The sequence below is a fragment of the Actinomadura rugatobispora genome (assembly GCF_055379765.1).
Map to the genome: position 1 here is coordinate 2,841,769 of NZ_AP029191.1, position 21,758 is coordinate 2,863,526.

The window sequence follows — 21,758 nt, forward strand, 5'->3', positions numbered from 1 at the left end:
GTGCCCGCGCATCGCGGGTCAGTCGCCCTGGCCGCCGCGGCCGACGGCCGCCAGGTTCGGGACCGGGTCGGTGCCGTTGACCAGCCAGTCGCCCAGGATGCGCGCCTTGTAGACCCGCGGGTTGTGCGAGGCCAGGGTCCGGGCGTTGCGCCAGTGCCGGTCGAGCAGCAGGGTCTCGGAGACGCCGGAGGCGCCGAGCGCGTCGAAGACCGTCGTCGTCGCCCGCAGCGCCGCGTCGATGATCGCGAGCTGGGCCTGGGCGGTGGCGACCTCGGCCTCCAGGACGCGGCGCTCCCGGGCCTCCTTGTCGCCGGTGCCGAGCGCCTCGGCGACCAGGTCGAGGGTGCGCGACGACCGGGCCAGCGCGGCGCCGGCGGCGAAGGCGTCCACCGACACCTGGCCGATGACCTGGAGCAACTGGGCGTCGGAGGACGGCACCGGGTCCAGCGCCTGCGGGTAGTTGCGGCCGCGCGCCCGCAGCGCGCTCGTCCCGTCGCGCAGGACGGCGCGCGTGATGCCCGCCAGCACCGACAGCATCGCGGTCTGGTAGAAGTGCCCCTGGTAGACGAACCGCTCCCCGGCCGGGAAGACGTCGCCGGCCACCGCGGGCACGTCGGTGTAGTTGGCGCTGCCGCTCGCCGTGGTGCGCTGGCCGAACCCCTTCCAGTCGTCGACGAGTTCCACGCCGGGGTCGTCGCGGCGGACGAGCGCGGTCAGCACCGCGTCCCCGTCGCCCTTCCCGAGGACGTCCAGCCAGTCGGCGTACAGGCTGCCCGTGGCGTAGAACTTGGCGCCGGAGACCAGCCACCGGTCGCCGTCCTCGCGGACGGTGGTCTTGAGGTCGGCGAAGGTCCCGTTATTGGCCTCCGTCCAGCCGCCGCCGACGAACTCGCCGTCCAGGAAGCGGCGCAGCCACCTGTCGTTGGACTCCGACGGCGCGGCGTTGAGCCGGTCCTCGACGAAGGCGAGGTGGTTCCGCCAGATGTGGGCGACGTTGGCGTCCGCCTCGGCGAGGGAGGCCAGCAGCGCGAACGTCTGCTCCAGCGACGCGCCGGACCCGCCGAACTCGACCGGGATCCGGACGGCGCCCAGGCCCGCCTCCTTGAGCCACCCGACCTGCTCGTGCGGAAGGATCCGGTCCCGCTCCCGCGCCACGTTCCCCTCGGCGATCCGGTCGAACACCGGCTGGAACCGGTCGGTGAGCTCGGCGTCGGTGGCCGTGGCCGGCCGCAGGTAGGCCCGCGCCGCCGGGACTGCGGCGGTCGTGTCCGTGGTCGTCATGGTGAACCTTTCGTGCTGGTGGCGGCGGCGCCGATCGGGAGGACGGAGTCGAGGAGGGCGCGGGTGGCCGGGTCCCGTTCCGGAGCGAACAGCTCGCCGGCCGGGAACGTCTCGACCAGCGATCCCTGCCGCATGACCCCGATCCGGTCGCAGACGAACTCGATCACCGCCAGGTTGTGGCCGATGAACAGGTAGGTGAGGTCGAGCTCGTCCTTCAGGTCGAGGAGCAGGTTGAGGATGGTCGCCTGGGTGGACACGTCGAGGGCGGAGGTGGGCTCGTCCAGGATCAGCAGGTCCGGTTCGAGGGCGACGGCCCGCGCGATGCTCACGCGCTGGCGCTGCCCGCCGGAGAACTCGCGGGGGTAGCGGTCGGCGTGGGACGGGTCGAGACCGACCAGTTCCAACGCCCGGCCCGTCAGCGCGGCGGCCTCCTTCCGGTTCGCGGCCTTGCCCAGCCGCACCAGCGGCCGGGCGATCTGGTCGCCCACCTTGACGCGCGGGTTGAGCGCGGTGGCCGCGTCCTGGAACACGTACTGGAAGCGGCGCCGCAGGTCGCGGCGGCCCCCGGCGTCGGCGGCGGCGACGTCGGCGCCGTCGAAGGAGACCGACCCGCCGGTCAGCGGCAGCAGGGCCCCGGCGAGCCGGGCGAGAGTGGACTTGCCCGAGCCGGACTCGCCGATGAGGCCGAACGTCTCGCCCCGCCGGACGCTCAGGGACACCCCGCCGACGGCGCGGACCGTGGCCTTGTGGCGCCCAGTGCCGAGGCCGCCGATCACGAACTCCTTGGACACGTCCCGGAGTTCGAGGATCGGCTCCCCCTTCGCCGTCTTCGGCCCGTCCGGGCGCGGTGTCGCGTGGACGCGCGGCACGGAGGCCGCGCCGCCCAGCAGCCGCCGCTCCCCCTCGGCGCGGCGCCGTCCGATCTCGGGGACCGAGTCGATCAGCGTGCGCGTGTACGGGTGCGACGGCGCGCTCAGCACCTGCCCGGTCTCCCCCGTCTCGACGACCGCGCCCTCGCGCATCACCGCGACCCGCGTGCTGGTGTGCGCGACCACGCCGAAGTCGTGGGTGATCAGCAGGACCGCCGTCCGGGTCTCGGCGGACAGGCCGAGCAGCAGGTCCAGGATCTGCTTCTGGACGGTGGCGTCGAGCGCGGTCGTCGGCTCGTCGGCGATGAGCAGGTCGGGGCCCGACAGCGCGGCGAGCGCGATCATGACGCGCTGCCGCATGCCGCCGCTCAGCTCGTGCGGGTACGAGCGCAGCACGCGGTCCGGATCGTGGATCCCGACGCGCTCCAGCCACGTCCGCGCGACGCCGGCCGCCGCGCTCCGCGAGAGGTCGAGATGGAGGCGGGCCGTGTCGCCGAGCTGGGTGCCGATGGTGAACGACGGGTCGAGCGAGGTCACCGGGTTCTGGAAGATCATTCCGATGCCGGAGCCGCGGTGGAGGTTGAGCCGCCGCTCGGGGAGGCCGACCAGTTCGGTGCCGTGGAACCGGATGCTCCCGGACGTGACGCGCGCGGTGCGCGGCAGCAGGCCGAGGACGGCGGCGGCCGTGACGCTCTTCCCCGACCCGGACTCGCCGACGAGGGCGAGCACCTCGCCGGGCCGGATCTCCAGGTCGACGCCGCGGACCGCGTTGACCACGGCGCCCGGCAGCGCGAAGTCGACGCCGAGGCCCTGCACGGTGAGTACGGGTTTCATAGCTGATGGCCTTCGGGGATCGTCACGGGTCGAGGACGTCGCGCAGCCCGTCGCCGAGCCAGTTGAAGGCCAGCGAGACCAGCAGGATGGCGACGGCGGGGAAGGTGGCGACGCCGGGGCTGCCGTTCACGAGGACCTTGGCGCCCTCGGAGATCATGCGGCCCCAGTCCGGGTCGGGCGGCTGGACGCCCAGCCCGAGCGCGCTCAGGCTGGCGGTGAAGACGATGTTGACGCCGACCAGGCTCGTCCCGTAGATCACGACGGAGGAGACCAGGTTGGGCAGCACCTCGGTCCACAGGATGGACGCCTCCGACGCGCCCAGGGAGCGGGCGGCCTCCACGTAGTCCTTCTCGCGCTCGACCTTGGCCTCGGCGAACACGATGCGGGTGATGTACGGCACCGCGGCGAAGATCACGGTGCCGACCAGCACCCACGGTCCCGGCCGGATGATCGCGGCGAGCGAGAGCGCCACCAGGATCACCGGGAACGCGAACATCAGGTCGACGGCCCGCATCAGCAGGCCGGAGGTGCGCCGTCCCGCGAACGCGGCGAAGAGCCCGATCGCGGTGCCGGCGACCAGGGCGACGGCCACCGACCCGACGGCCACGACCAGCGCGCCGCGGCCGCCGTGCAGGACGCGGCTCAGCACGTCCCGGCCCTGCTCGTCGGTCCCGAGCGGGTGGCCGGGCGATCCGGTCGGCGCCAGGACGTTCCCCGCGTCGCCGGCGTTCGGGTCGTGCGGCGCCAGCCAGGGGGCCAGCACCGAGACGGCGACGACGACGGCGAGGACAGTGAGCCCGAGCACCGCCTCCCGGTTGCGCACGAGCCGCGCGAGCGCGGACCGCCGCAGCCGCGGCGGGGTCGGCCCGATGACGTCGGCGATCACGGCGGCGGGGGTGGAGGTGCTCATGGGCCACCGTGCCGGAGTCGCGGGTTCAGCAGGTCGAGCAGGACGTCGGTGACCAGGTTGACGACCACGAACGTCACGGCGACCAGCAGGATGCCGGACTGGATCACCGGGTAGTCCGAGCCGGCGATCGCGTTGAGCAGGACGCCGCCGATGCCGGGCCAGGAGAAGATCGTCTCGACGAAGACCACCCCGGTGATCACCGAGCCGACCGTGAGCCCGGTGGTGTTGACGATGGGCGGCAGGATGTTGCGGCCGATGTGCTTGCCGAGGATGGCGGCGCGGCCGAACCCCTGGGACCGGTAGGTGCGGATGTAGTCCGACTGCTCGCTCTCGATGACCGCCGCCCGGACGAACCGCGCGATGATGAGCATCGACACCAGCGACGCCGCGAACGCGGGGGCGACCAGGTGCAGCAGCAGGTCGCCGGGGCCGCCGTCGCCGCGCAGGTCGTGCATGCCTCCGGCGGGCAGCAGGTTCCACTGGACGGCGGTGATCCAGATGATGATCAGGCCGAACCAGTAGATCGGCAGGTTGCTCCCGATCTGGACGAAAAGCATCGCCGCCCGGTCGGTGAGCCGGCCGTGCCGGATGCCGGAGGCGAAGCCGATCAGCACGCCGAGGAGCACCGACAGCAGCGTCGAGGCGGCCCCCAGGATGAGGGTGTTCTTGAAGGCCGGGAACACGATCTCCGAGACGGGGCTGCGCACGCTGAGCGAGAGGCCGCCGCCGTTGGTGACCATGTCCTGGAGCCAGCTGAGGTACTGCGCCCAGGCGGGCCGGTCCAGCCCGTAGGCGCTCCGGATCTCCTCGATCTGCGCCGGGGACATCTTCTGGCTGAGCGCGCCCTTGATGGGGTCGGCCGGGCCGGCCTGCGCGATGAAGAACACCAGCAGGCTGATCACGAAGAGCAGCGGGACGACGTTCACCAGCCGCCACAGGATGTGCCGCGCCATCGTCAGTCCGCCACCCAGACCTTGGTGAGGTCGTAGTGGTTCTGCCGCGGCCAGACGAACCCGCCGACGCGCGGCGCGATGCCGTAGTAGCGGTTGAACGACAGCAGCGGGAAGGACGTGGCGTCCTTCGCCCAGGTCTGCGCCGCCGCCTGCCACAGTTCCTTCGCCTTGGCCGGGTCGGGGTTGTGCGCGGCCGTTTCGATGGCCTTCCTCGTGGCCGCGCTGGTGTCGGAGTACTTGTCCCCGCCCTTGTCGGCGACGCTGTGGTTGTAGGCGATCTGGACCCAGTTGGGCGCGAGGTAGCCCCACTCGCCCAGGTAGAGGCCGTCGTCCGGGGTGAGGTTGGCGGTGCGCGTCCCGTAGGTGATCCACTCGAAGGACTCGACCTTGGCCTCGATGCCGACGGCCTTGAGGCCCTGCTGGATGTACTCGGCCGTGGGCTGGCCGGTGGTGTCGCTCAGGATGGTGAACGTGATCTGGCCGGGCCGGTAGCCGGCGTCGGCGATGAGCTTCCTGGCCGCCGCGGGGTCGAACCGGTAGTCGACGGCGGACGGGTCGTGGGCCTCGTTGCCCTGGTTGAGGACCGAGGTCGACGCCTGGGCGTGGTTCTTGTAGATCTTCGCGGCCAGCTGCCTGCGGTCGATGGCGTGGATGATCGCCTGCCGCACGCGCTTGTCCTGGAGGAACCGGTTCTTGAAGTTGTACTGGTAGTAGATGGCGTGTGGAACGTTCCTGTTCTCCGGGACCGCGAAGCCGGCCTTCTCCAGCGTCGCCACCGAGTCCGGGGGGACGCGGCTGATGAGGTCGACCGATCCGCTGCGCAGCGCGGACACGCGGCTCTGGTCGTCGCCGATCGGCTTGAAGATCACCTTGTCCAGGCGGGGGCGGGGACCCCAGTAGTCCGGGTTGCGCACGAGCGTGGTGTGGTCGCCGCGCACCCGCTCCTGGAATTTGAACGGGCCGGTCCCCACCGGGTGGTCGGCGAGCCCGTCCTGCCCGTGCTTCTTCAGCGCGGCCGGGCTGAAGAAGCCGGACGCCGCGTTGCCGCTGTTGGGGATCTGGCGGAGGTAGTCGACGAAGGGGTGCGAACTGTTCGCCGGTGAGGTGGGTTGCGTGAATGTGCGGGTGATCAAGCGATCCGGCTTGACGGTTTGTGTTGGCCCCTGTACTTTCAGTAGCGCGATCTGGGACGCCGGGTTCGATGTCAGCGTGCGGGGCCCCCTTTCCACCGGAGTGATGGTCTGGGGCCTCCCCGTCGCCTCTGGTCGGACCCACTTGGCCAGGTCGCGCAGGGAACCGGCCTCCCGGGAACGGACCACGCACAGGATGCGTGTCGCCGCCCCGGAGCCCGAGTACGCCGGGGACCAGTGCGTCCAAGACCGTTCGGGGCGCGCGGCTGAGCAACTTAGGCACAGCCCTTAGGAACGGTGCTTGAAGGTGTGCTGCACCGTCCCGGCCATCGATGACCTTGAACGAGTTGAGGTCCTGGTAGACCCGCGACATCGTGGCCGCGCTGACCTTGTCGTAATACTCGAAGGCCGGGTCGGTGCAGCGGCGCACGTTGAACCGCACGGCCTCGGCGTCGAACGGCGTGCCGGCGGTCGCGGCGGTCCACGCGAGCGCGGCGCGTTTGATCGGGGTCCTGGTGCTGGAGCTGCGCACGACGGCGGAAGGCGGTGGCCGGATGGTCGCCGGGCAGGCCGGGGCCCGTGCCGAACAGCGCGTCGCGGACGGTGCGCGGCGCCGCGCCGCCCCGCTCGCGCGCCCGGCCCCGCTTCACCAGCTCGGGGATCAGATGCTCGGCCAGGTCGTCGAAGCTGCCCGGCGTCACCAGGTAGACGAAGTTGAAGCCGTCGACACCGGTCTTGTCCGCGTACGCCTCCAGCGCGTCCGCGACCGTGGCCGCGCCGCCGACGAGCGCCTCGCCGCCGAACCCGCTGAGCCCGTCCACGTAGTCGCGCAGCGTGAGCCGCTTCCGGGCGACCGGGTCGGCGACGGAGGCCAGCACCGAGCGGCTGGCGTCGGTGTCGAAACTCCTCGATCGGCCGGTCGAGGTCGTGCTCGGACCAGTCGACGCCGCTGAGCGCCGACAGCAGCACCAGCCCGCCGCGGGTGTCGCGGAACCGGCGCAGGTCGCGGGCCTTGGCCTCGGCGGCCCGGTCGGTGTCGTCCACGACCACGGTCACCGAGGTGATGAACTTGACGTGCTCGGGCCTGCGCCCGTGGCCGGCCGCCCGGCTCCGGATGTCGTCGACGTTGCGGCGCAGCACCTCGGGCCGGGGATCGGCGACGAAGACCAGCTCGGCGTTGCGGGCGGCGAACTCGCGGCCCGCGGGCGAGGTCCCGGCCTGCAGCAGCAGCGGCGTGCGCTGCGGCGACGGCTCGACGAGATGCGCCCCGGGCACCGAGAAGTACCGTCCCGAGTGCCCGATGGCGTGGACCTTGTCGGGGTCGGTGAAGATCCCGCCCTCCCGGTCGCGGAGCACCGCGCCGTCCTCCCAGGACCCCTCCCACAGCTTGTAGGCGACCTCCAGGAACTCCTGGGCGATCGCATAGCGCTCGTCGTGCGCGATCTGCCGGTCGCGGGCGAGGATGTTGCGCGCGGCGCTGTCGAGCAGGGAAGTGACGATGTTCCAGCCGATCCGGCCCCCGGTCAGGTGGTCGAGCGTGCTGAGCTTCCGGGCGAGCAGGTACGGGTACTCGTAGGTCGTCGACACCGTCACGCCGAAGCCCAGGTGCTCGGTCACGGCCGCCATGGCCGAGACGGCGAGCAGCGGGTCGGTCACCGGCGTCTGGACGGCGCGGGCCAGCGCCTCGCGCGCGCTGCCGCCGTACACGTCGAGCTGGCCCACGGCGTCGGCGATGAACAGCAGGTCGAACCCGCCCGCGTCCAGGCGCCGCGCGAGGTCCTGCCAGTAGGCCAGCTCCGTGTAGCCGGCGGTCCGGTCGTCCGGATGCCGCCACAGGCCGGCGTTGCCGTGCGAGACGGTCGACATGGTGAAGGCCGAGAGGATCAACGGGTCGGGCTGCGTCACAGCGGATCTCTACTTTCCATGGAAGAGGGCAGGGGGAACGGGAGCGACCGCCGTCATCGGCGGCGCTCGCCACGGTGGCGGCGGGTCAGAAGAAGGTGCCCGAGAACGGCAGCGCGTCGACCGCGAACAGCACGTCGAGCCGCCGCACCGCCCCCGGGTCGTGGACGTCGACCCGGCCCGCCGCCGCCAGCTGCCGCCACCGCGTCCCGCCCAGGTACGCGGCCGCCAGCGTGGCGACGTCGACGCCGAGGTCCGGGGGCGCGACCGTGCGCGCGACCCCCTTGGGGCCGATCTCGTAGGCGCCGTCGTTCTCGGGCAGCAGCGGGTCGCTCACCTGGACCACCACCGGCTCGCCCTCGCCGAACGCGCGCGCCCGCAGCGCCGCCTCGACGTCGACCAGGCGCAGCCACGTCTCGTCGCGGGCCGGCCCCAGCTCGACGGCGCGCCGGTCGACGACCGCCAGCGGCAGCGGATCGTCCAGGGCCAGCGCGTCGAACTCGACGGTGTCGACCATGTCCAGGGACAGCAGGTGGCGCCACAGGCCCGCGCGGGCGCCGTCGTCGAGCGCGACGAAGTCGGTCACGCCCACCGTCCGCTCGGAGCCGCCGGGCCGGCCAGCAATGTCGCGGGGCTGGTAGAGCGCGTACCCGTCGTCCACGCCGCCGGTGCCGTGGACGACCGCGTAGTGCGGCACCTGGTCGGCCTCGCGGAGCCGCCGCCGCAGCTCCCACCAGCCGGCGGGCCGGTCGATCGCGCCGGTCCACCCGGCCCGCGCGTGGACGCCGTCCAGCAGCTCGGTGGTGACCTCCCGGTCGACCAGCCTGACCGTGCCGCCCGCCGGGACCTCCGGCCGCAGCCGCGCCCGCGCCACCGCCACCCGCGCGGACCGCGCCGAGCTGGCGACGCCGTACCCGAACCGCTCGTAGATGACCGCCTCGGTCGCCCGCAGCGAGGCCACGACCTCGCCGCGCGCGGCGGCGTCCCGCAACTGCCGCGCCATGAGCGCGCTCACGATGCCGCGGCGCCGGTGCGTCGGCAGGACGCCCACGTGGGTGACGGCCGCGTGCGGCACCCGGGCGCCGCCGGGGACGACCAGCCGGCTGGTGTAGGAGTCCGCGCCGCCGACGACCTCGCCGCCGTCGAGCGCGCCCAGGAAGCGGCCGGGCTCGGTGATCTCGGTCGCGTCGATGGCGTGGAACGGCAGGTGGATCATGGCCCGCAGGAAGACCCGGAGCCCGGCGTTGACCTCGTCGGACGTGGTCAGCACCATGATCTCGACGCTCATCCGCGCCCGCCCTCCGCCGCGCCCGGCCCCGCGCCGGCGGGAGCGACGAGCCCGCGGCTCCGCAGCTCGGCGGCGGCGCCCTCGGCGAAATGGTACGCCTCCTCCAGATGCGGCTGCCCGGAGAGGATGAAGTGGTCGATGCCGAGGGCGTGGTACTCCTCGATGCGTTCCGCGACCTCCTCGTGGCTGCCCACGATCGCCGTGCCGGCGCCCCCGCGGACCAGGCCGTACCCCGCCCACACGTTCGGGTAGACCTCCAGGTTGCGGCGGTCGCCGCCGTGCAGCGCGGCCATCCGCCGCTGCCCCACCGACTCGCTGGCCGCGAGCGTCCGCTGGGTCTCCCGGATCCGGGACTCGTCGATCCGGTCGAGCAGCCGGTCCGCCTCCGCCCACGCCTCGGCCGCGGTGTCCCGGCCGAGCACGTGGAAGCGGATCCCGAAGGACACCGAGCGCCCCGCCTCCTCGGCCAGGCCGCGCACCCGGTCGAGGCGCTCGGAGATCTGGGCGGGCGTCTCCCCCCAGGCGAGGTAGGTGTCGACCGTCCGCGCCGCCACCCGCTCCGCCGCCGGGCTGGCTCCGCCGAAGAAGATCGCCGGCGGCTCGTAGGGCGCGAACGGGATCGCGGCCCCCTCGATGTCGTAGTACTCGCCGTGGAAGTCGAACGGCTCGGCGGCACCACCGACCCCGCGGAGCACGGTCAGGAACTCCTCGGTCCGCGCGTAGCGGCGGTCGTGGTCGAGGTGGTCGCCGAAGCGGCGCTGCTCGGCCGCGTCGCCGCCCGTGACGATGTTGAGCAGCAGCCGCCCGCCCGACACTCGCTGGAACGTCGCGGCCTGGTGGGCGGCCAGGGTCGGCGAGACCAGCCCGGGACGGAACGCGACCAGGAACTTCAGCCGGGTCGTGACGGCCGACAGCGCGGCGGTCGTGATCCAGGCGTCCTCGCACCAGGTCCCGGTCGGGGTGAGCACGGCCTCGAAGCCGAGCTGCTCGGCCGCGCGGGCGATGCCGCCGAGGTACTCGACGGTCGGGGGACGGAAGCCCGACCGCACGGCGGCCAGTGTCTTCTGCGAGCCGTCGCCGGAGCCGACGATGTCGCGGTTGTCGCCGTTGGTGGGCAGGTACCAGTGCAGATGGATCGGCATCGGCTCAGGCGCCCGCCGCCGTGTCGCGGGCGGGGACGTCCGTGCTGTCGCGGAAAGGCATGGATCTCCTTCTCGTTGGGCGCCGGTGGCAGTCGGTCCGCCGCCGGGGGGTGTACCCCGGCGGGCGCGGATCACCGGCCGTGCACGCGCACGGCCTGGGCGGCTCCGGAGGACCGGTTGTCAGGAGCGTTCAGCGACAGCGCGCGCCGAACAGGCGGCACAGATCGAGATACCGCCGACCGAAGAAGTCAGCTGCCTGGGACATAAGGGAGAAATTAGCATAAACCCGATAGGATTACTAGGGATTAGTTCCCGACCGAAACACCGTTGCCGCTGCGGGGTAACATCGACACCCGATATCGGGTTCGTCATCGACGCGCGCCGGAGGAGTACGGAGCGGGCATGCGGGAGTTCCAGCGGGCCGCGGTGCGGCTGCACATCCTGCACCACGCGGCCGAGGGCGAGATCCACGGCGCGTGGATGACCCGCGAGCTGGCCACGCACGGCTACCAGATCAGCCCCGGCACGCTCTACCCGACGCTGCACCGCCTGGAGGCCGACGGGCTGCTGACCTCCGGCCAGCAGGTGGTCGAGGGCCGGGTGCGGCGCGTCTACAGCGCGACCGACGCGGGCCGGGCCGCGCTCGCCGAGGACCGGGCCGCGCTCGCCGAACTGGCCCGCGAGGTGCTCGGCGACGACCACCGCCGCTGATCGAGGTCACCGGCCGCCGCGGCCGTCGCCCTCCTCCGGCGCCGGACGCGAACGCCGGTAGCGAGCGCCGTACAGGAGCGCGCCGAGGCCCAGCACCGCGGAGCCGGTCAGCACCGACGACGCCGGCAGGGCGAACGCCAGCGTCAGGCACCCGGCCAACCCCACGATCGGGATGACGCGCGCCGGACGGCCCTCGGCCCGGGTGAGGGTCCAGGCCGAGGCGTTGGCGATGGCGTAGTAGACCAGGACGCCGAAGGAGGAGAAGCCGATCGCGCCCCGGAGGTCCGCGACCGCCGCCAGCACCGCCACGACGGCCCCGACGGCCGGCTCGGCGCGGTGCGGCACGCCGAACCGGGGGTGGACGGCGGCCAGCGCGTGCGGGAGATGCCGGTCGCGGGCCATGGCCAGGGTGGTGCGGGACACTCCGAGGATCAGCGCCAGCAGGGAGCCGAGCGCGGCCGCCACGGCGCCCGCGCGCACGACCGGCGCGAGCTCAGGCACCCCGGCGGCGCGCACGGCCTCGGCCAGCGGCGCGGTCGCCCGTCCCAGACCGTCCGCGCCCAGGACGGCCAGCACCGCGACCAGCACCGCCGCGTACACGACCAGGGTCACGCCCAGCGCCAGCGGGATGGCGCGCGGGATGGTGCGCGCGGGATCGCGGACCTCCTCACCGAGGGTGGCGATGCGCGCGTACCCGGCGAACGCGAAGAACAGCAGGCCCGCGGCCTGGAGCACGCCGCCGAACGAGGCGTCCGCGAACGGGTCCAGCCGGGCCGCCTCCGCCTCACCGGACGCGAGCACGGTCACCACCACGGCGGCCAGCACCGCCAGGACCAGCGCGACGATCACGCGGGTGACCCAGGCCGACTTCTGCACGCCCCTGTAGTCGACCGCGGTCAGCGCCACCACGGCGGCGACCGCCACCGCGTGCGCGTGCCCCGGCCACAGGTAGAGGCCGGCGGTCAGCGCCATCGCCGCGCACGAGGCGGTCTTGCCGACGATGAACGCCCACCCGGCGAGGTACCCCCAGAACTCCCCGAGCCGCTCGCGGCCGTAGACGTAGGTGCCGCCCGAGGCCGGGTAGCGGGCGGCCAGCCGCGCCGAGGACGTCGCGTTGCAGTACGCGACCACCGCGGCCAGCGCCAGGCCGAGCAGCAGTCCCGCGCCGGCCGCCCGTGCCGCCGGGGCCGGTGCGGCGAAGACGCCCGCGCCGATCATCGCCCCCAGGCCGATGACGACCGCGTCGGGCACCCCCAGCCGGCGGCGCAACTCCGGCGGGGCACCCCCGGTGGCGGCGGGCGAGCGTCCCATGGCGGCCCCCTGGTGGATCGGAGCGGAACGACCTGGCGTGCTTACGCGCACCGATATCGGATCACGATATCCGAGCCCGTGCCAGGGCCACCGGCGGGGCCACCGGCCGGGTCACCGGCCCGGGGTCTCCTCGCAGGTCAGCTTGGGTTCCGGCAGGTAGACGGTGTGGAACTTCTGCCGCCGCACGACCCGGCCGTCCTTCTTGAAGATCCGCCAGACGTCGATCTTGAAGCCCTCGGCGCCGGGCATCGGGATGCACTTGGGCCCGGAGTCGGTGGTCGTCTCGAAACCGCGCACGGCGTACCGGCCGGAGGACTGGGACTCGATGTCGTACCGCTTGGTGCTCCAGAACGTGACGCTGATCGAGGTGCTCGTGTACGCGGTCTTGATCAGCACGCCGTGCGGGGAGTCGTTGCGCCACCGGAAGTCGGGCTGCGGGTAGGACACCGTCGACTCCCGCCCCGCCGGATACCGGGAGATGTAGAACGAGTGCGGGGTGTGCTGCACGTCCTGCAGCCCGCCGAAGAACACGGCGTTGAACATGGTGGTGGCGAACTGCGACACGCCGCCGCCCACGTCGTTGACGTACCGGCCGTTGAGGATCATCGGGGCGGGCACGAAGCCGCGCGCCCGGTCGCGCCTGCCGACCAGGCCGTTGAGGGAGAAGATCTCGCCGGGCCGGACGATGTGGCCGTCGACGATGCGGGCGATGGTCTGGATGTTGGTCACCCGCGGCGCGCAGCAGGGATGCTGCGTGGTGTACGTGCTGATCTTCTCCTTGATCCCCAGCGCGCGGACCTGCGCGTCGGTGATCCGCGGCGGGGTGGTGACCACCCGCACGGGCACGGTGCGGCTCCCGCCGGAGGCGAGCGCGCCGGTGATCGCCTGGCCGAGCGCGGCGGCGTCCACGCCCTGGCCGGTGCGGGCGGAAACGAGCTGCAGCCGTCCCTTCTTCACCGTGTAGGTCGCGTCGCGGGGCGCCTGGGCGGCCGGGACGAAGCGTTTGTCCGCCGCCCTGGCGACGGCGGTCGCGTCGAATTGAGGACGCAGCGAACCGCGGCCGTCGGCGACGAAGCGGAGCCCGCGCGCGATGTCCGCCGGGGGCACCGTCGCCTTGCGCCCGCCCGGGCCGGTCAGCAGGAACGGCCGTGCGACCGCCGCCTTGGCCGTGGTCTGCGCGATCTGCCGGACCCGTTCCGCGGACACCGTGGGCGCGGTGGGCCGGGGCGAAACCGTGACCTGCGGGCGGGGGTCGAGGAACGCCTCCTTGATCGCGCGCTGGGCGGCGGCGCGGTCGATCTCGTTCCCCGGACGGGGCGCCACCGCCACCGGACGCAGGCCCGCGTACCGGATGCCGCCCTCACGCAACGGCCGGTCGACCTCCTTGGCGATGCCCTCGACCGCGGCGCTCAGCTTGGCCGCGTCGGCCTTGACGCGGGGCTCGACGGTGCGCGCGCCGATCCACGGCCGCAGAAGGTCGGCCGGAGAGGGGGCGCCGCCGCCCGCCGCGGCGACCGTGGCAGGGGCGTCCAGCGCCAGGCCGGCCTCCGCCGGCGAGATCGTGAAGCGGTGGCCCGCGGCCGTCACCGCGATGGGCCGTTCGGCGTCGTCGGCCAGTTCCCGGGCCAGCCTCGCCTCCGCCGCCCGCGGCGCGAGCCCGCCGATGTCGATGCCCGCGACCCTGGTGCCTCCCGGAACCTTCCCGGCGACCATCAGGGCCCGCACGGCGACGAGCCCCAGCAGCAGCACCACGACGAGGGCGATGGCCGAGGGGACGACGAGGCGACGGGGGAAGCGCTCCAACATCGTCACCACTCTCTCATGGCGGCCGTCAGGCGATGCGGACACCACCGGCGAAGGGCCGCCCGGAGATCGGGCTGACCTTGATGACGTCGCCGGTCTGGGGGGCGTGGACCATCTTGCCGTTGCCGATGTACATGCCCATGTGGTGCAGGTCGGCGTGGAAGAACACCAGGTCGCCGGGCCTGAGGGCGGCGCGCGACACCCGCGTGCCCGCGTTGAACTGGCTTCCGGTGTAGTGCGGCAGGCCGATGCCCACCTGGGCGTAGGCGTACAGGGTGAGCCCGGAGCAGTCGAAGCCCTTGATGTTCGCCCCCTGGGCGATGCCGTAGCTGGGACCCGACGGACTGCCCCCACCCCAGGAGTAGGGGACGCCCAGCTGGCTGAGCGCGGCCTTGACGGCGCCCATGGCCTTGGCCGACGCGCCGTCGGGGGCGACGGCGGGGGCCGCCCCGGCCTTGGGGAGCGGCGCGCCGATGTTCAGCTTCCGCTCGACCTTGGCCAGCTTGTCCTGCAGCTCCTGCTTCTTGCGCTGGGAGTCGGCGGCCAGCCGCCGTACCTGCCGCTCGCGGTCGGTGGCCGACTTCTGGGCGCGCTGGGCCGCCTGGATGCTCTGGAGGAGGAGGGCGACGCGGGTGCCGTTCTGGCGCGCGAAGTAGTCCAGCGTCGCGGAGCGGTCGAGCACCGCCTGCGGGTCGGAGGCCGAGGCGAACGCGGCCGAGGGGTCGGTGCTGCCGTTCTTGTAGGTCTCGGCGGCCATGGTCGCGACCTGGCCGCGCAGTTCCTCCAGCGCCTTCTGCTGGCGGCCGGCGTTCTGCGCGGCGGCCCTGGCCGCCCGCTGGGACTGCTGGAGGCGGACCCGCAGCCCGTTGTACTGCTCGGTGATCCGCTCGGCGTCGTCGGTGAGCCGCCGCTGCTGCTCGGTCAGTTCGCGGCGCGAGGGCTCCGGCGCGGCCGACGCCGCGGCCGGCGCCAGGAACACCGCCGCCGCCACCGCCGCCCCTGTCGCCGCCGCCCTGAACAGGCGCGGGAGCCGGGAGTTCACGCCGTCGGCGCCTGGCAGCATGCACGGTCCTTTCAGGTTTCGCCCGCCCCGACCGGCAGGCGCCCGGTAGGAGACCCGGGACTGGCTCCTACGGAGGGTAGGAGGTTCCGGCCCCAAATGCCACTTGAGTGCACGACTCTCACATTGCGTCACAGCCGTGACGGCGGCCGCTCAGCAGGGCGGGACCAGCCTCGCGAGGGCGGCCACCGCCGCGGCGAACGGCACCGCCGCCGCGCAGGCGGACAGCGTCCACGCGACCGGGCGCACCGCCCGGCCCGGCCGTCCCGTCGCCTGCCGTCCCGCCGCCCCCTCCAGCCGGGCCAGCCGCCGCGACAGCGCGCCGGGCCCCTGCCCGGAGGCCGCAAGCGCGCCGGCGAACTCCGGCGCGGTGGCGATCTGCCGCAGGGCCTCGGCCAGCGGCCGGCTCCCGCCGGCACGGGCCGCCGCGTCGTCGGCCGCCATCTCCAGCAGGACGGGGATCCGGGCCCTGGCCCGCCGGACGGTCGGCGGCCACGGCAGGAGGGCGTGCACCGCGTCGAGCAGGAGCAGCAGGGCGTGGTGACGCTGGCGCAGGTGCGCCCGCTCGTGTTCGAGGACGGCCTCCAGCTGCGCGGGCGACAGCCTCCTGCGGGCGCCGGTGCTCACGACGATCGGCCGCCACCGCGAGGGCAGGCAGTAGGCGACCGGGATGGGGTGGTCGAGCAGCAGGACGTCGGGATGGTCGGCGTCCTCGCGCGCCACCATGTGCAGGACCTCGCGGTGGTCGCGGCGCTGCCGCAGCGCGCGGCGCAGCCGCGGCACGCCGCCCGCCACCCTGGCGCAGCACAGCCAGACCACGGGCACGCTCGCCAGCCCGCCCAGCACGAGGGCCGCGACCGGATGGTGGGGCAGGCAGCCGTGCAGCCACTCGACGATCCCGTGGCCGGGCGTGGGCGGCCAGAGCAGCCCGACCGCGATCATCCCGGCGACGGCCGCGACGGTGCCCGCCAGCGCCGCGAACCAGCAGGCCGCGGCGGTCCCGGGATGGACCCCGGACGCCCAGAGCCGGTCCAGCACGACGCCGGCGCCGCACCCCAGGAGCACCGCGACCGCGCCCAGGACGGCCAGAAGCGCGAGCACGGCTCAGGGCCCCGGCTCGTCGGCGCCCCGGTGGCGCAGCGCTTCCAGCAGCCGCCGGGCGTCCTCGTCGGCGACGCCTTCGGCGAAGCGGGCCAGGACCGCGCCGTGATCGGTGGTGCCGGTCAGGGCGTCCAGCATGAGGTCGGCCACGTACGCCTCCCGGTCGCGCGTCGGGCCGTAGCGGAAGGCCTGGCCGTCGGGGATCTTCGCCAGCATGCCCTTGCGGGAGAGCCGCTCCGCCACGGTCTGCACGGTGTTGTAGGCCAGCGGCTTCGCCGCTCCCTCGTTCAGCCGTTCCAGCAGCTCGCGGACGCGCAGCGGCCGGGGCGCCGCCCACAGCGCCTCCATCACGGCGCGCTCCAGCGAACCCGCCAGTCCGACCACGTGATCACCCCACTTCGCCCCCACATTCTGCCCGGCGCGCGGACCCGAAGGGGCAACGGCCCCCGCTGCTACTATCGGTAGTAGTACTGGTTACCGCGGGGTGGCGGGACGGCGGGACGCGGCGATGCCGGAGGGGCGGTGGCGGATGGCCGGACAGCGTTTCGGCGAGCTCGAGGCCGTGGTGATGGACCGGATGTGGTCCTACGGCCATCCCGCCAACGTCCGGCAGGTTCTCGAAGACCTCCAGCAGACCCGGAGCATCGCCTACACCACGGTCATGACCGTGATGGACAACCTGCACACGAAGGGCTGGCTGCGGCGGAAGCGGCAGGGCCGCGCCTACCTCTACGAGCCGGTCTCCTCGCGCGAGGGCTACACCGCCAAGCTCATGCGGGAGGCGCTCGCCACCAGCGACAACCAGGCCGCGGCGCTGGTGCACTTCCTCTCCGACCTCTCCGCCGAGGAGTCCGAGGCGCTCCACACGGCCCTCAAGGTCGTCCCGCCCCGCGACCCCGCCTGAGTCAGAGCAGGCGGGTGGCGCCGGTGAACTGTCCCCACCAGTACGCGGCGAGATCCACGACCTCGACGTTCTTGCCCGAGCGGGGGGCGTGCACCATCTTGTTCCCGCCGATGTACATGCCGTTGTGGCCCAGGTCCGGGTAGAAGAAGAGGATGTCGCCGGGACGCACCTGGCCGCGGGAGACGCGCGTGCCCATGTTGTACTGCGCGCCGGTGTAGTGCGGAAGGTTCATGCCGACCTTGGCGTAGGACCACAGCATCAGGCCCGAGCAGTCGAAGGAGTTCGGCCCTGCGGCCCCGTACACGTAGGGGGTGCCCACGCGCGACAGTGCGGCGTTCACCACGGTCCCGGCCCTGCCCGAGGCCGACGACGACCGGGGCGGCGCCCCTCCCGTCCGCGCGCGCGAGGCGGGGATCTTGCTGATCAGCTTCTCGATCCTGGCCTTCTTCCCGGCCAGGTCCTTGGTGAGCTTCTGGATCTCGGCGGTGCGCTCGCGGGCGGCTCCGGCGCTGCGCTCGTAGCGCATCCGGGTGAGCGCGAGCTCGCGCAGCTGCTGGACCTGCTGCGCGGCCAGGTAGCTGGAAGCCGCCGACCGGTCCAAGGCCACCTGGGGCTCGTCCCCGATGAACAGGGAGACCTCCGACTCCGCGCCCGGGGTCATGTACTGCGAGGCGGCCAGCACCCCGGCCTTGCGGCGCACGGTCTCGTAGTCGGCGCCGGCCTGCCGCGCCTGCCGTTCCGCGGCCCGCTGGGCCAGGCGGGCCTTCTTCAGCGCCAGGCGCTTGCCGTTGTACTGCTCGGTGAGGATCTCGGCCTGGCGTCCCAGCTTCTCCGGGTCCGGCGCGGGCGCCGCCCGGACCGGACCGGCGGCCGTCAGCAGTCCCGCGACGACGACGGCCGCCGCCGCCGCGGCGCGTACCGGCTTCCGATGCACAGCGTCCTCCTCGGGCTTCCCGGGCCTTGACCGACGACAAACTACTACATGACCTAGTACTTAATCGGTCGTCCCGGAAAGAACGCCGCCCCCGCGTTGATCTTCGACACAGGGGACGTTCTGGACCGAGGGAGCGGCGCACCACACCCATCCCTTCCATGGTCGGCGATCGCTTACGAAGATCCTTAGTAGTGCGCGCCCGGGGCGGGACCGGCTGGGGCGGTACCGGGGACCTGCCCGACCGCCGGTCGGCGGGACGCGGGACCATGGAGGGTCGCCCCCGACGAGGAATGCCGATGCCCCACCAGGACCCCCCGCCGCCCCCGCCCCCGTCTCTGTCCCGCCCGCCGCTCGCGTTGTCGGCGGCGGCGTTCGTCAGCACCTTCGACCGGTTCGCGATCACGCCCATGCTGGTGCTCATCGCGTCCGGGATGGGGGTGCCGCTCGGCACCGCCGTCGCGGCCGCGAGCGGCTACTTCCTGGCCTACGGGCTGTCCCAGCCGCTGTGGGGACTGCTGTCGGACCGGTTCGGCCGCGTCCGCCTCATGCGCGTGACGCTGCTCGCCGCCGCCGTGGCCGGGGCGCTGTCCACGATCGCGCCCACCATGACGGTGCTGATCGCGGCCCGGGTCGTCGCCGGGGCCTGCTTCGGCGCCGTGATCCCGACCTCGCTGACCTACGTCGGCGACACCGTGCCCGGCGGGCAGCGCCAGCGGGCGCTGTCGGACCTGATGGCCGTCTCGGCGCTCGGGACGGCGCTGGCCACGGCCGTCGGCGGCGTGCTGGCCCACGTGCTGGACTGGCGCATGGTGTTCGCGATGCCCGCGGTGTGCGCGGCGGTGTGCTCGTTCGGGCTGCGCTCGCTGCCGGAGCCGCCGCGCCATGCCGCCGCCGGGATGGGCGAGCACCTGCGCGCGGTGCTGCGCAACCGCTGGGCCCTCCTGGTGTTCGGGCTTGCGTTCGTGGAGGGCGCCGTGCTGCTCGGGACGATGACGCTGCTGGCCGCGGCGCTGCAGTCGCGGGGCGTCGACAGCGCCGTCGCCGGGCTGGCCACCGCCGCCTACGGGCTGGGCGTGGTCGCGTTCACCCGGCTGGTGAAGGCATTGACCAGCCGGGTCCCGGGGTGGGCGCTGATCGCCGTGGGCGGCGCGCAGATCTGCGTCGGGTACGGCGTCGTCGCCGGCCGGGTCGAGATCGTCACCGTCGTCGTCACCGCGCTGCTGCTGGGCGGCGGCTGGTCGTTCATGCACTCCTCCCTCCAGACGTGGGCCACCTCCGTGGTGCCGCGGGCGCGCGGCACGGCGGTCGCGTTCTTCGCCGCCGCGCTGTTCGTCGGCAGCTCGGCCGCCTCGGCGGTGGCGGGACCGCTCGCCGAGCACGAGCGGTACACGCTGCTGTTCGGGATCGCCTCCCTGGCAGCGATCCCGCTCACCCTGACCGCCGTGACCGGCCGGCGCCGCTGGCTGGACCACCCGTGACGCCGGCCCGTCCTCACATGAAGTACCGCAGCGCCACGTAGACCCAGGCCATCACCGTGGTCAGGGCCGTGATGACGATGCCGTAGCGGGTGAACTGCCAGAACGAGATCGGGTGCCCCGTCCTGGCCGCGATGCCGATCGCCACCACGTTGGCGCTGGCGGCCACGGCCGTGCCGTTCCCGCCGAAGTCGGCGCCCAGCGCGAACGCCCACCACAGCGCCTCCCCGGTGGCCGGGTCGGGCGCCTGCGCCACGACCCCCTCGACGATCGGCGCCATGGTCGCCACGTAGGGGATGTTGTCGAAGAACGCGCCCAGCACCGCCGATCCGAACAGCAGCCCGGTCGCCGCCATGAAGTAGTCGTCGCCGACCGTGTCCACGGCCCACTCGCCGATGTTCTCGATGACGCCCGTGTGGACCAGCCCCGACACCATGACGAACAGGCCCACGAAGAAGACCAGCGTCGGCCACTCCACCTCGTGCAGGACGTCGGAGACCTCGGTGCGGGTGACCAGGATCATCACGCCGGCGCCGACCAGCGCCACGATCGAGGGCTCCACGTGGATCACCGAGTGCAGCGCGAAACCCGCCACCACCAGGGCGAGCACCGCCAGGCAGCGCGCGAGCAGCCGCGGGTCGGTGATCGCGCGGCGCTCCTGGAGCGCCATCACCTCGTCCATGTGCTCGGGGGCGTGGCGCAGCGCCTTGCGGAACAGCACCCGGGTCAGCAGGACGAAGACGATGAACGTGACGACCACGATCGGCGCCATGTGGACGAGGAAGTCGTTGAACGACAGCCCCGCCCGGCTCCCGATGATGATGTTGGGCGGGTCCCCGATGAGGGTCGCCGCCCCGCCGATGTTGGACGCCAGCACCTCGGCGATCAGGTAGGGCTGGGCCGCGATCCGCAGCCGGTCGCAGACCACCACGGTCACCGGGGCCACCAGCATGATCGTGGTGACGTTGTCCAGGAACGGCGACGCCACCGCGGTGATGATCATCAGCATCACCATCAGCCGGTACGGCCGCCCGCGGGAGCGCTTGGCCGCCCAGATCGCCAGGAAGTCGAAGAGCCCGGTCTGCTTGATGATCCCGACGATGATCATCATCCCGAGCAGCAGGAAGATGACGTTCCAGTCGATGCCCTCGTGCTCGGAGAAGAACACCTCGGCGCCGGGGGTGAACCCGAGCACCGTCATCGCCCCGGCGGCGATGAGCACGACCTTGACCTTGTTCGCCTTCTCCGTGGCGATGAAGAAGAACGCCACCACGAAGACGGCCAGTGCGGCCACCGCGCTCATCGCCGCCGTCCCGACGGCAGGGCCCGCCCGGGGCGGCCCCCCGCGGGCCGCCCGTAACGGCGCGCCGGATCCCCCACCCGGCACACCGGCGGGCCGGAACGCCCCGCTAGGCGCCCGGTCCGGCGAGCGTCAGGCTGGCCAGCAACCGGTCCAGCGTGATCGCTCCGGTCAGGATCCCGGCCTCGTCCACCACCGCCACCAGCGGGCTGCGCTGGCGCGCCATGAGCGCCGCCACCTGCAGCAGCGTCGCGGTGGCGGGGACGGTCACCGGGCGGGCGACCGGCGTGGGCAGGCAGTCCCCCACGGTCAGGTCGCCCAGCTCGTGCCAGAAGATGTCGGCGTGCGCCTCGTCCACGATCCGGGTCAGCGCCGGATCCTCCTGGTAGGCGCGCGGCACCGTGAGCCTCAGCACCTGGGTGCCCGGCAGGACGACGCGCGGGCGCCGCCGCGCGTCGACCACGATCAGCCCCGGCAGGCGGCCGAGCGCCATCACCCGGACCGCCTGGGTGACCGGGTCGTCCATGGTCACGGTGGGAACCTGTACCGCGATGTCGCGAGCTTGCATGTCCTTGCGGACCCTCTCCGATATCACCTTCTGAGGCGACATGTCCTCTCCGTCCGTTCCGGCCGGCCCCTTCGGGATCCCCTTCCGCGGCGACGCGCGGGAACCCCGTTCCGCACTGGAAAAGCCTCATCACGCCCCGTGGCGGCCGGCGGCGACCCGGAAGCGGTCGGGCCGTCGTCCGAGCCCTCGTTCGGAGGCGTGCGCAGCACTCCAGGGCGAGCTTCTTCTCGCGTGCGCCATGACGTCTCCCTCCACATCGTGATCTCCGTCCAGTCTTCGGCG

19 protein-coding genes are annotated in these 21,758 nt (G+C 73.3%); 3 read left to right on the top strand and 16 right to left on the bottom strand.

Going from position 1 to position 21,758, the window contains the following annotated elements; genetic code table 11:
• Window positions 1-18: 18 nt before the first annotated feature.
• From ACZ466_RS11700 to ACZ466_RS11735, 8 genes are all read right to left on the bottom strand, one after another.
• A complete protein-coding gene (locus ACZ466_RS11700; RefSeq protein WP_378279701.1) occupies window positions 19-1,281 on the bottom strand; it encodes an acyl-CoA dehydrogenase family protein in 1,263 nt (420 codons plus the stop codon).
• The gene (locus ACZ466_RS11705) at window positions 1,278-2,984 is read right to left on the bottom strand and encodes a dipeptide ABC transporter ATP-binding protein (RefSeq protein ID WP_378279703.1); all 1,707 of its coding nucleotides are present in this window, start codon (window positions 2,982-2,984) and stop codon (window positions 1,278-1,280) included. Before ACZ466_RS11705 ends, ACZ466_RS11700 begins: the two co-directional genes overlap by 4 nt.
• 22 nt (window positions 2,985-3,006) lie before the next feature.
• Window positions 3,007-3,894, bottom strand: a complete 888-nt coding sequence (locus tag ACZ466_RS11710) for an ABC transporter permease (protein WP_378279704.1) — start codon at window positions 3,892-3,894, stop codon at window positions 3,007-3,009.
• Window positions 3,891-4,847, bottom strand: coding sequence for an ABC transporter permease (locus tag ACZ466_RS11715; RefSeq protein ID WP_378279706.1), 957 nt, complete (start codon window positions 4,845-4,847; stop codon window positions 3,891-3,893). The genes ACZ466_RS11710 and ACZ466_RS11715 overlap by 4 nt, the downstream gene beginning before the upstream one ends.
• 2 nt (window positions 4,848-4,849) lie before the next feature.
• Window positions 4,850-5,980, bottom strand: a complete 1,131-nt coding sequence (locus tag ACZ466_RS11720) for an ABC transporter substrate-binding protein (RefSeq protein WP_378279708.1) — start codon at window positions 5,978-5,980, stop codon at window positions 4,850-4,852.
• A 285-nt stretch (window positions 5,981-6,265) separates the two neighbouring features.
• Window positions 6,266-7,882, bottom strand: a complete 1,617-nt coding sequence (locus ACZ466_RS11725; protein ID WP_378279710.1) for an NtaA/DmoA family FMN-dependent monooxygenase — start codon at window positions 7,880-7,882, stop codon at window positions 6,266-6,268.
• A gap of 85 nt (window positions 7,883-7,967) precedes the next feature.
• Window positions 7,968-9,167 (bottom strand): GNAT family N-acetyltransferase, encoded by a 1,200-nt coding sequence (locus tag ACZ466_RS11730; RefSeq protein ID WP_378279712.1) that lies wholly within the window; start codon window positions 9,165-9,167, stop codon window positions 7,968-7,970.
• Window positions 9,164-10,309, bottom strand: a complete 1,146-nt coding sequence (locus tag ACZ466_RS11735) for an LLM class flavin-dependent oxidoreductase (RefSeq protein WP_378279714.1) — start codon at window positions 10,307-10,309, stop codon at window positions 9,164-9,166. Before ACZ466_RS11735 ends, ACZ466_RS11730 begins: the two co-directional genes overlap by 4 nt.
• A gap of 402 nt (window positions 10,310-10,711) precedes the next feature.
• On the opposite strand from ACZ466_RS11735, the gene ACZ466_RS11740 reads away from it, so the two are divergent.
• Window positions 10,712-11,020 (top strand): PadR family transcriptional regulator, encoded by a 309-nt coding sequence (locus ACZ466_RS11740; protein WP_378279716.1) that lies wholly within the window; start codon window positions 10,712-10,714, stop codon window positions 11,018-11,020.
• Between the two features lie 6 nt (window positions 11,021-11,026).
• Here the strand turns inward: ACZ466_RS11740 and ACZ466_RS11745 are convergent, their stop codons facing one another.
• The 5 genes from ACZ466_RS11745 to ACZ466_RS11765 form a co-directional block, all read right to left on the bottom strand.
• Window positions 11,027-12,331: an APC family permease gene (locus ACZ466_RS11745; RefSeq protein WP_378279717.1), complete on the bottom strand. Its 1,305-nt coding sequence runs from the start codon at window positions 12,329-12,331 to the stop codon at window positions 11,027-11,029.
• A 111-nt stretch (window positions 12,332-12,442) separates the two neighbouring features.
• Window positions 12,443-14,137 (bottom strand): VanW family protein, encoded by a 1,695-nt coding sequence (locus tag ACZ466_RS11750; protein ID WP_378279950.1) that lies wholly within the window; start codon window positions 14,135-14,137, stop codon window positions 12,443-12,445.
• Window positions 14,138-14,162: 25 nt separating this feature from the next.
• The gene (locus tag ACZ466_RS11755; RefSeq protein WP_378279719.1) at window positions 14,163-15,197 is read right to left on the bottom strand and encodes a C40 family peptidase; all 1,035 of its coding nucleotides are present in this window, start codon (window positions 15,195-15,197) and stop codon (window positions 14,163-14,165) included.
• Window positions 15,198-15,347: 150 nt separating this feature from the next.
• Window positions 15,348-16,295, bottom strand: a complete 948-nt coding sequence (locus tag ACZ466_RS11760; RefSeq protein WP_378279722.1) for a M56 family metallopeptidase — start codon at window positions 16,293-16,295, stop codon at window positions 15,348-15,350.
• A 3-nt stretch (window positions 16,296-16,298) separates the two neighbouring features.
• The gene (locus ACZ466_RS11765; RefSeq protein ID WP_378279724.1) at window positions 16,299-16,679 is read right to left on the bottom strand and encodes a BlaI/MecI/CopY family transcriptional regulator; all 381 of its coding nucleotides are present in this window, start codon (window positions 16,677-16,679) and stop codon (window positions 16,299-16,301) included.
• Window positions 16,680-16,824: 145 nt separating this feature from the next.
• Between ACZ466_RS11765 and ACZ466_RS11770 the strand changes: the two genes are divergently transcribed.
• A complete protein-coding gene (locus tag ACZ466_RS11770) occupies window positions 16,825-17,199 on the top strand; it encodes a BlaI/MecI/CopY family transcriptional regulator (RefSeq protein WP_378279726.1) in 375 nt (124 codons plus the stop codon).
• A gap of 1 nt (window position 17,200) precedes the next feature.
• On the opposite strand, the gene ACZ466_RS11775 is transcribed toward ACZ466_RS11770, so the two are convergent.
• Window positions 17,201-18,133: a C40 family peptidase gene (locus ACZ466_RS11775; RefSeq protein WP_378279728.1), complete on the bottom strand. Its 933-nt coding sequence runs from the start codon at window positions 18,131-18,133 to the stop codon at window positions 17,201-17,203.
• Window positions 18,134-18,429: 296 nt separating this feature from the next.
• Here ACZ466_RS11775 and ACZ466_RS11780 point away from each other — a divergent pair, with 296 nt between their 5' ends.
• Window positions 18,430-19,611, top strand: a complete 1,182-nt coding sequence (locus tag ACZ466_RS11780) for an MFS transporter (RefSeq protein ID WP_378279729.1) — start codon at window positions 18,430-18,432, stop codon at window positions 19,609-19,611.
• 13 nt (window positions 19,612-19,624) lie between these two features.
• Here ACZ466_RS11780 and ACZ466_RS11785 read toward each other — a convergent pair whose 3' ends face one another.
• Window positions 19,625-20,911 (bottom strand): ArsB/NhaD family transporter, encoded by a 1,287-nt coding sequence (locus ACZ466_RS11785; RefSeq protein WP_378279731.1) that lies wholly within the window; start codon window positions 20,909-20,911, stop codon window positions 19,625-19,627.
• 106 nt (window positions 20,912-21,017) lie between these two features.
• Window positions 21,018-21,434 (bottom strand): CBS domain-containing protein, encoded by a 417-nt coding sequence (locus ACZ466_RS11790; RefSeq protein WP_464044015.1) that lies wholly within the window; start codon window positions 21,432-21,434, stop codon window positions 21,018-21,020.
• Window positions 21,435-21,758 lie beyond the last annotated feature (324 nt).

Bases quoted from the DNA above. Each gene is read 5' to 3' on its own strand.
- ACZ466_RS11700 (WP_378279701.1), bottom strand. From the start codon at position 1,281: ATGACGACCACGGACACGACCGCCGCAGTCCCGGCGGCGCGGGCCTAC.
- ACZ466_RS11750 (WP_378279950.1), bottom strand. From the start codon at position 14,137: ATGTTGGAGCGCTTCCCCCGTCGCCTCGTCGTCCCCTCGGCCATCGCC.
- ACZ466_RS11745 (WP_378279717.1), bottom strand. From the start codon at position 12,331: ATGGGACGCTCGCCCGCCGCCACCGGGGGTGCCCCGCCGGAGTTGCGC.
- ACZ466_RS11705 (WP_378279703.1), bottom strand. From the start codon at position 2,984: ATGAAACCCGTACTCACCGTGCAGGGCCTCGGCGTCGACTTCGCGCTG.
- ACZ466_RS11730 (WP_378279712.1), bottom strand. From the start codon at position 9,167: ATGAGCGTCGAGATCATGGTGCTGACCACGTCCGACGAGGTCAACGCC.
- ACZ466_RS11755 (WP_378279719.1), bottom strand. From the start codon at position 15,197: ATGCTGCCAGGCGCCGACGGCGTGAACTCCCGGCTCCCGCGCCTGTTC.
- ACZ466_RS11740 (WP_378279716.1), top strand. From the start codon at position 10,712: ATGCGGGAGTTCCAGCGGGCCGCGGTGCGGCTGCACATCCTGCACCAC.
- ACZ466_RS11790 (WP_464044015.1), bottom strand. From the start codon at position 21,434: ATGGACGACCCGGTCACCCAGGCGGTCCGGGTGATGGCGCTCGGCCGC.
- ACZ466_RS11710 (WP_378279704.1), bottom strand. From the start codon at position 3,894: ATGAGCACCTCCACCCCCGCCGCCGTGATCGCCGACGTCATCGGGCCG.
- ACZ466_RS11785 (WP_378279731.1), bottom strand. From the start codon at position 20,911: ATGAGCGCGGTGGCCGCACTGGCCGTCTTCGTGGTGGCGTTCTTCTTC.
- ACZ466_RS11735 (WP_378279714.1), bottom strand. From the start codon at position 10,309: ATGCCGATCCATCTGCACTGGTACCTGCCCACCAACGGCGACAACCGC.
- ACZ466_RS11780 (WP_378279729.1), top strand. From the start codon at position 18,430: ATGCCCCACCAGGACCCCCCGCCGCCCCCGCCCCCGTCTCTGTCCCGC.
- ACZ466_RS11715 (WP_378279706.1), bottom strand. From the start codon at position 4,847: ATGGCGCGGCACATCCTGTGGCGGCTGGTGAACGTCGTCCCGCTGCTC.
- ACZ466_RS11770 (WP_378279726.1), top strand. From the start codon at position 16,825: ATGGCCGGACAGCGTTTCGGCGAGCTCGAGGCCGTGGTGATGGACCGG.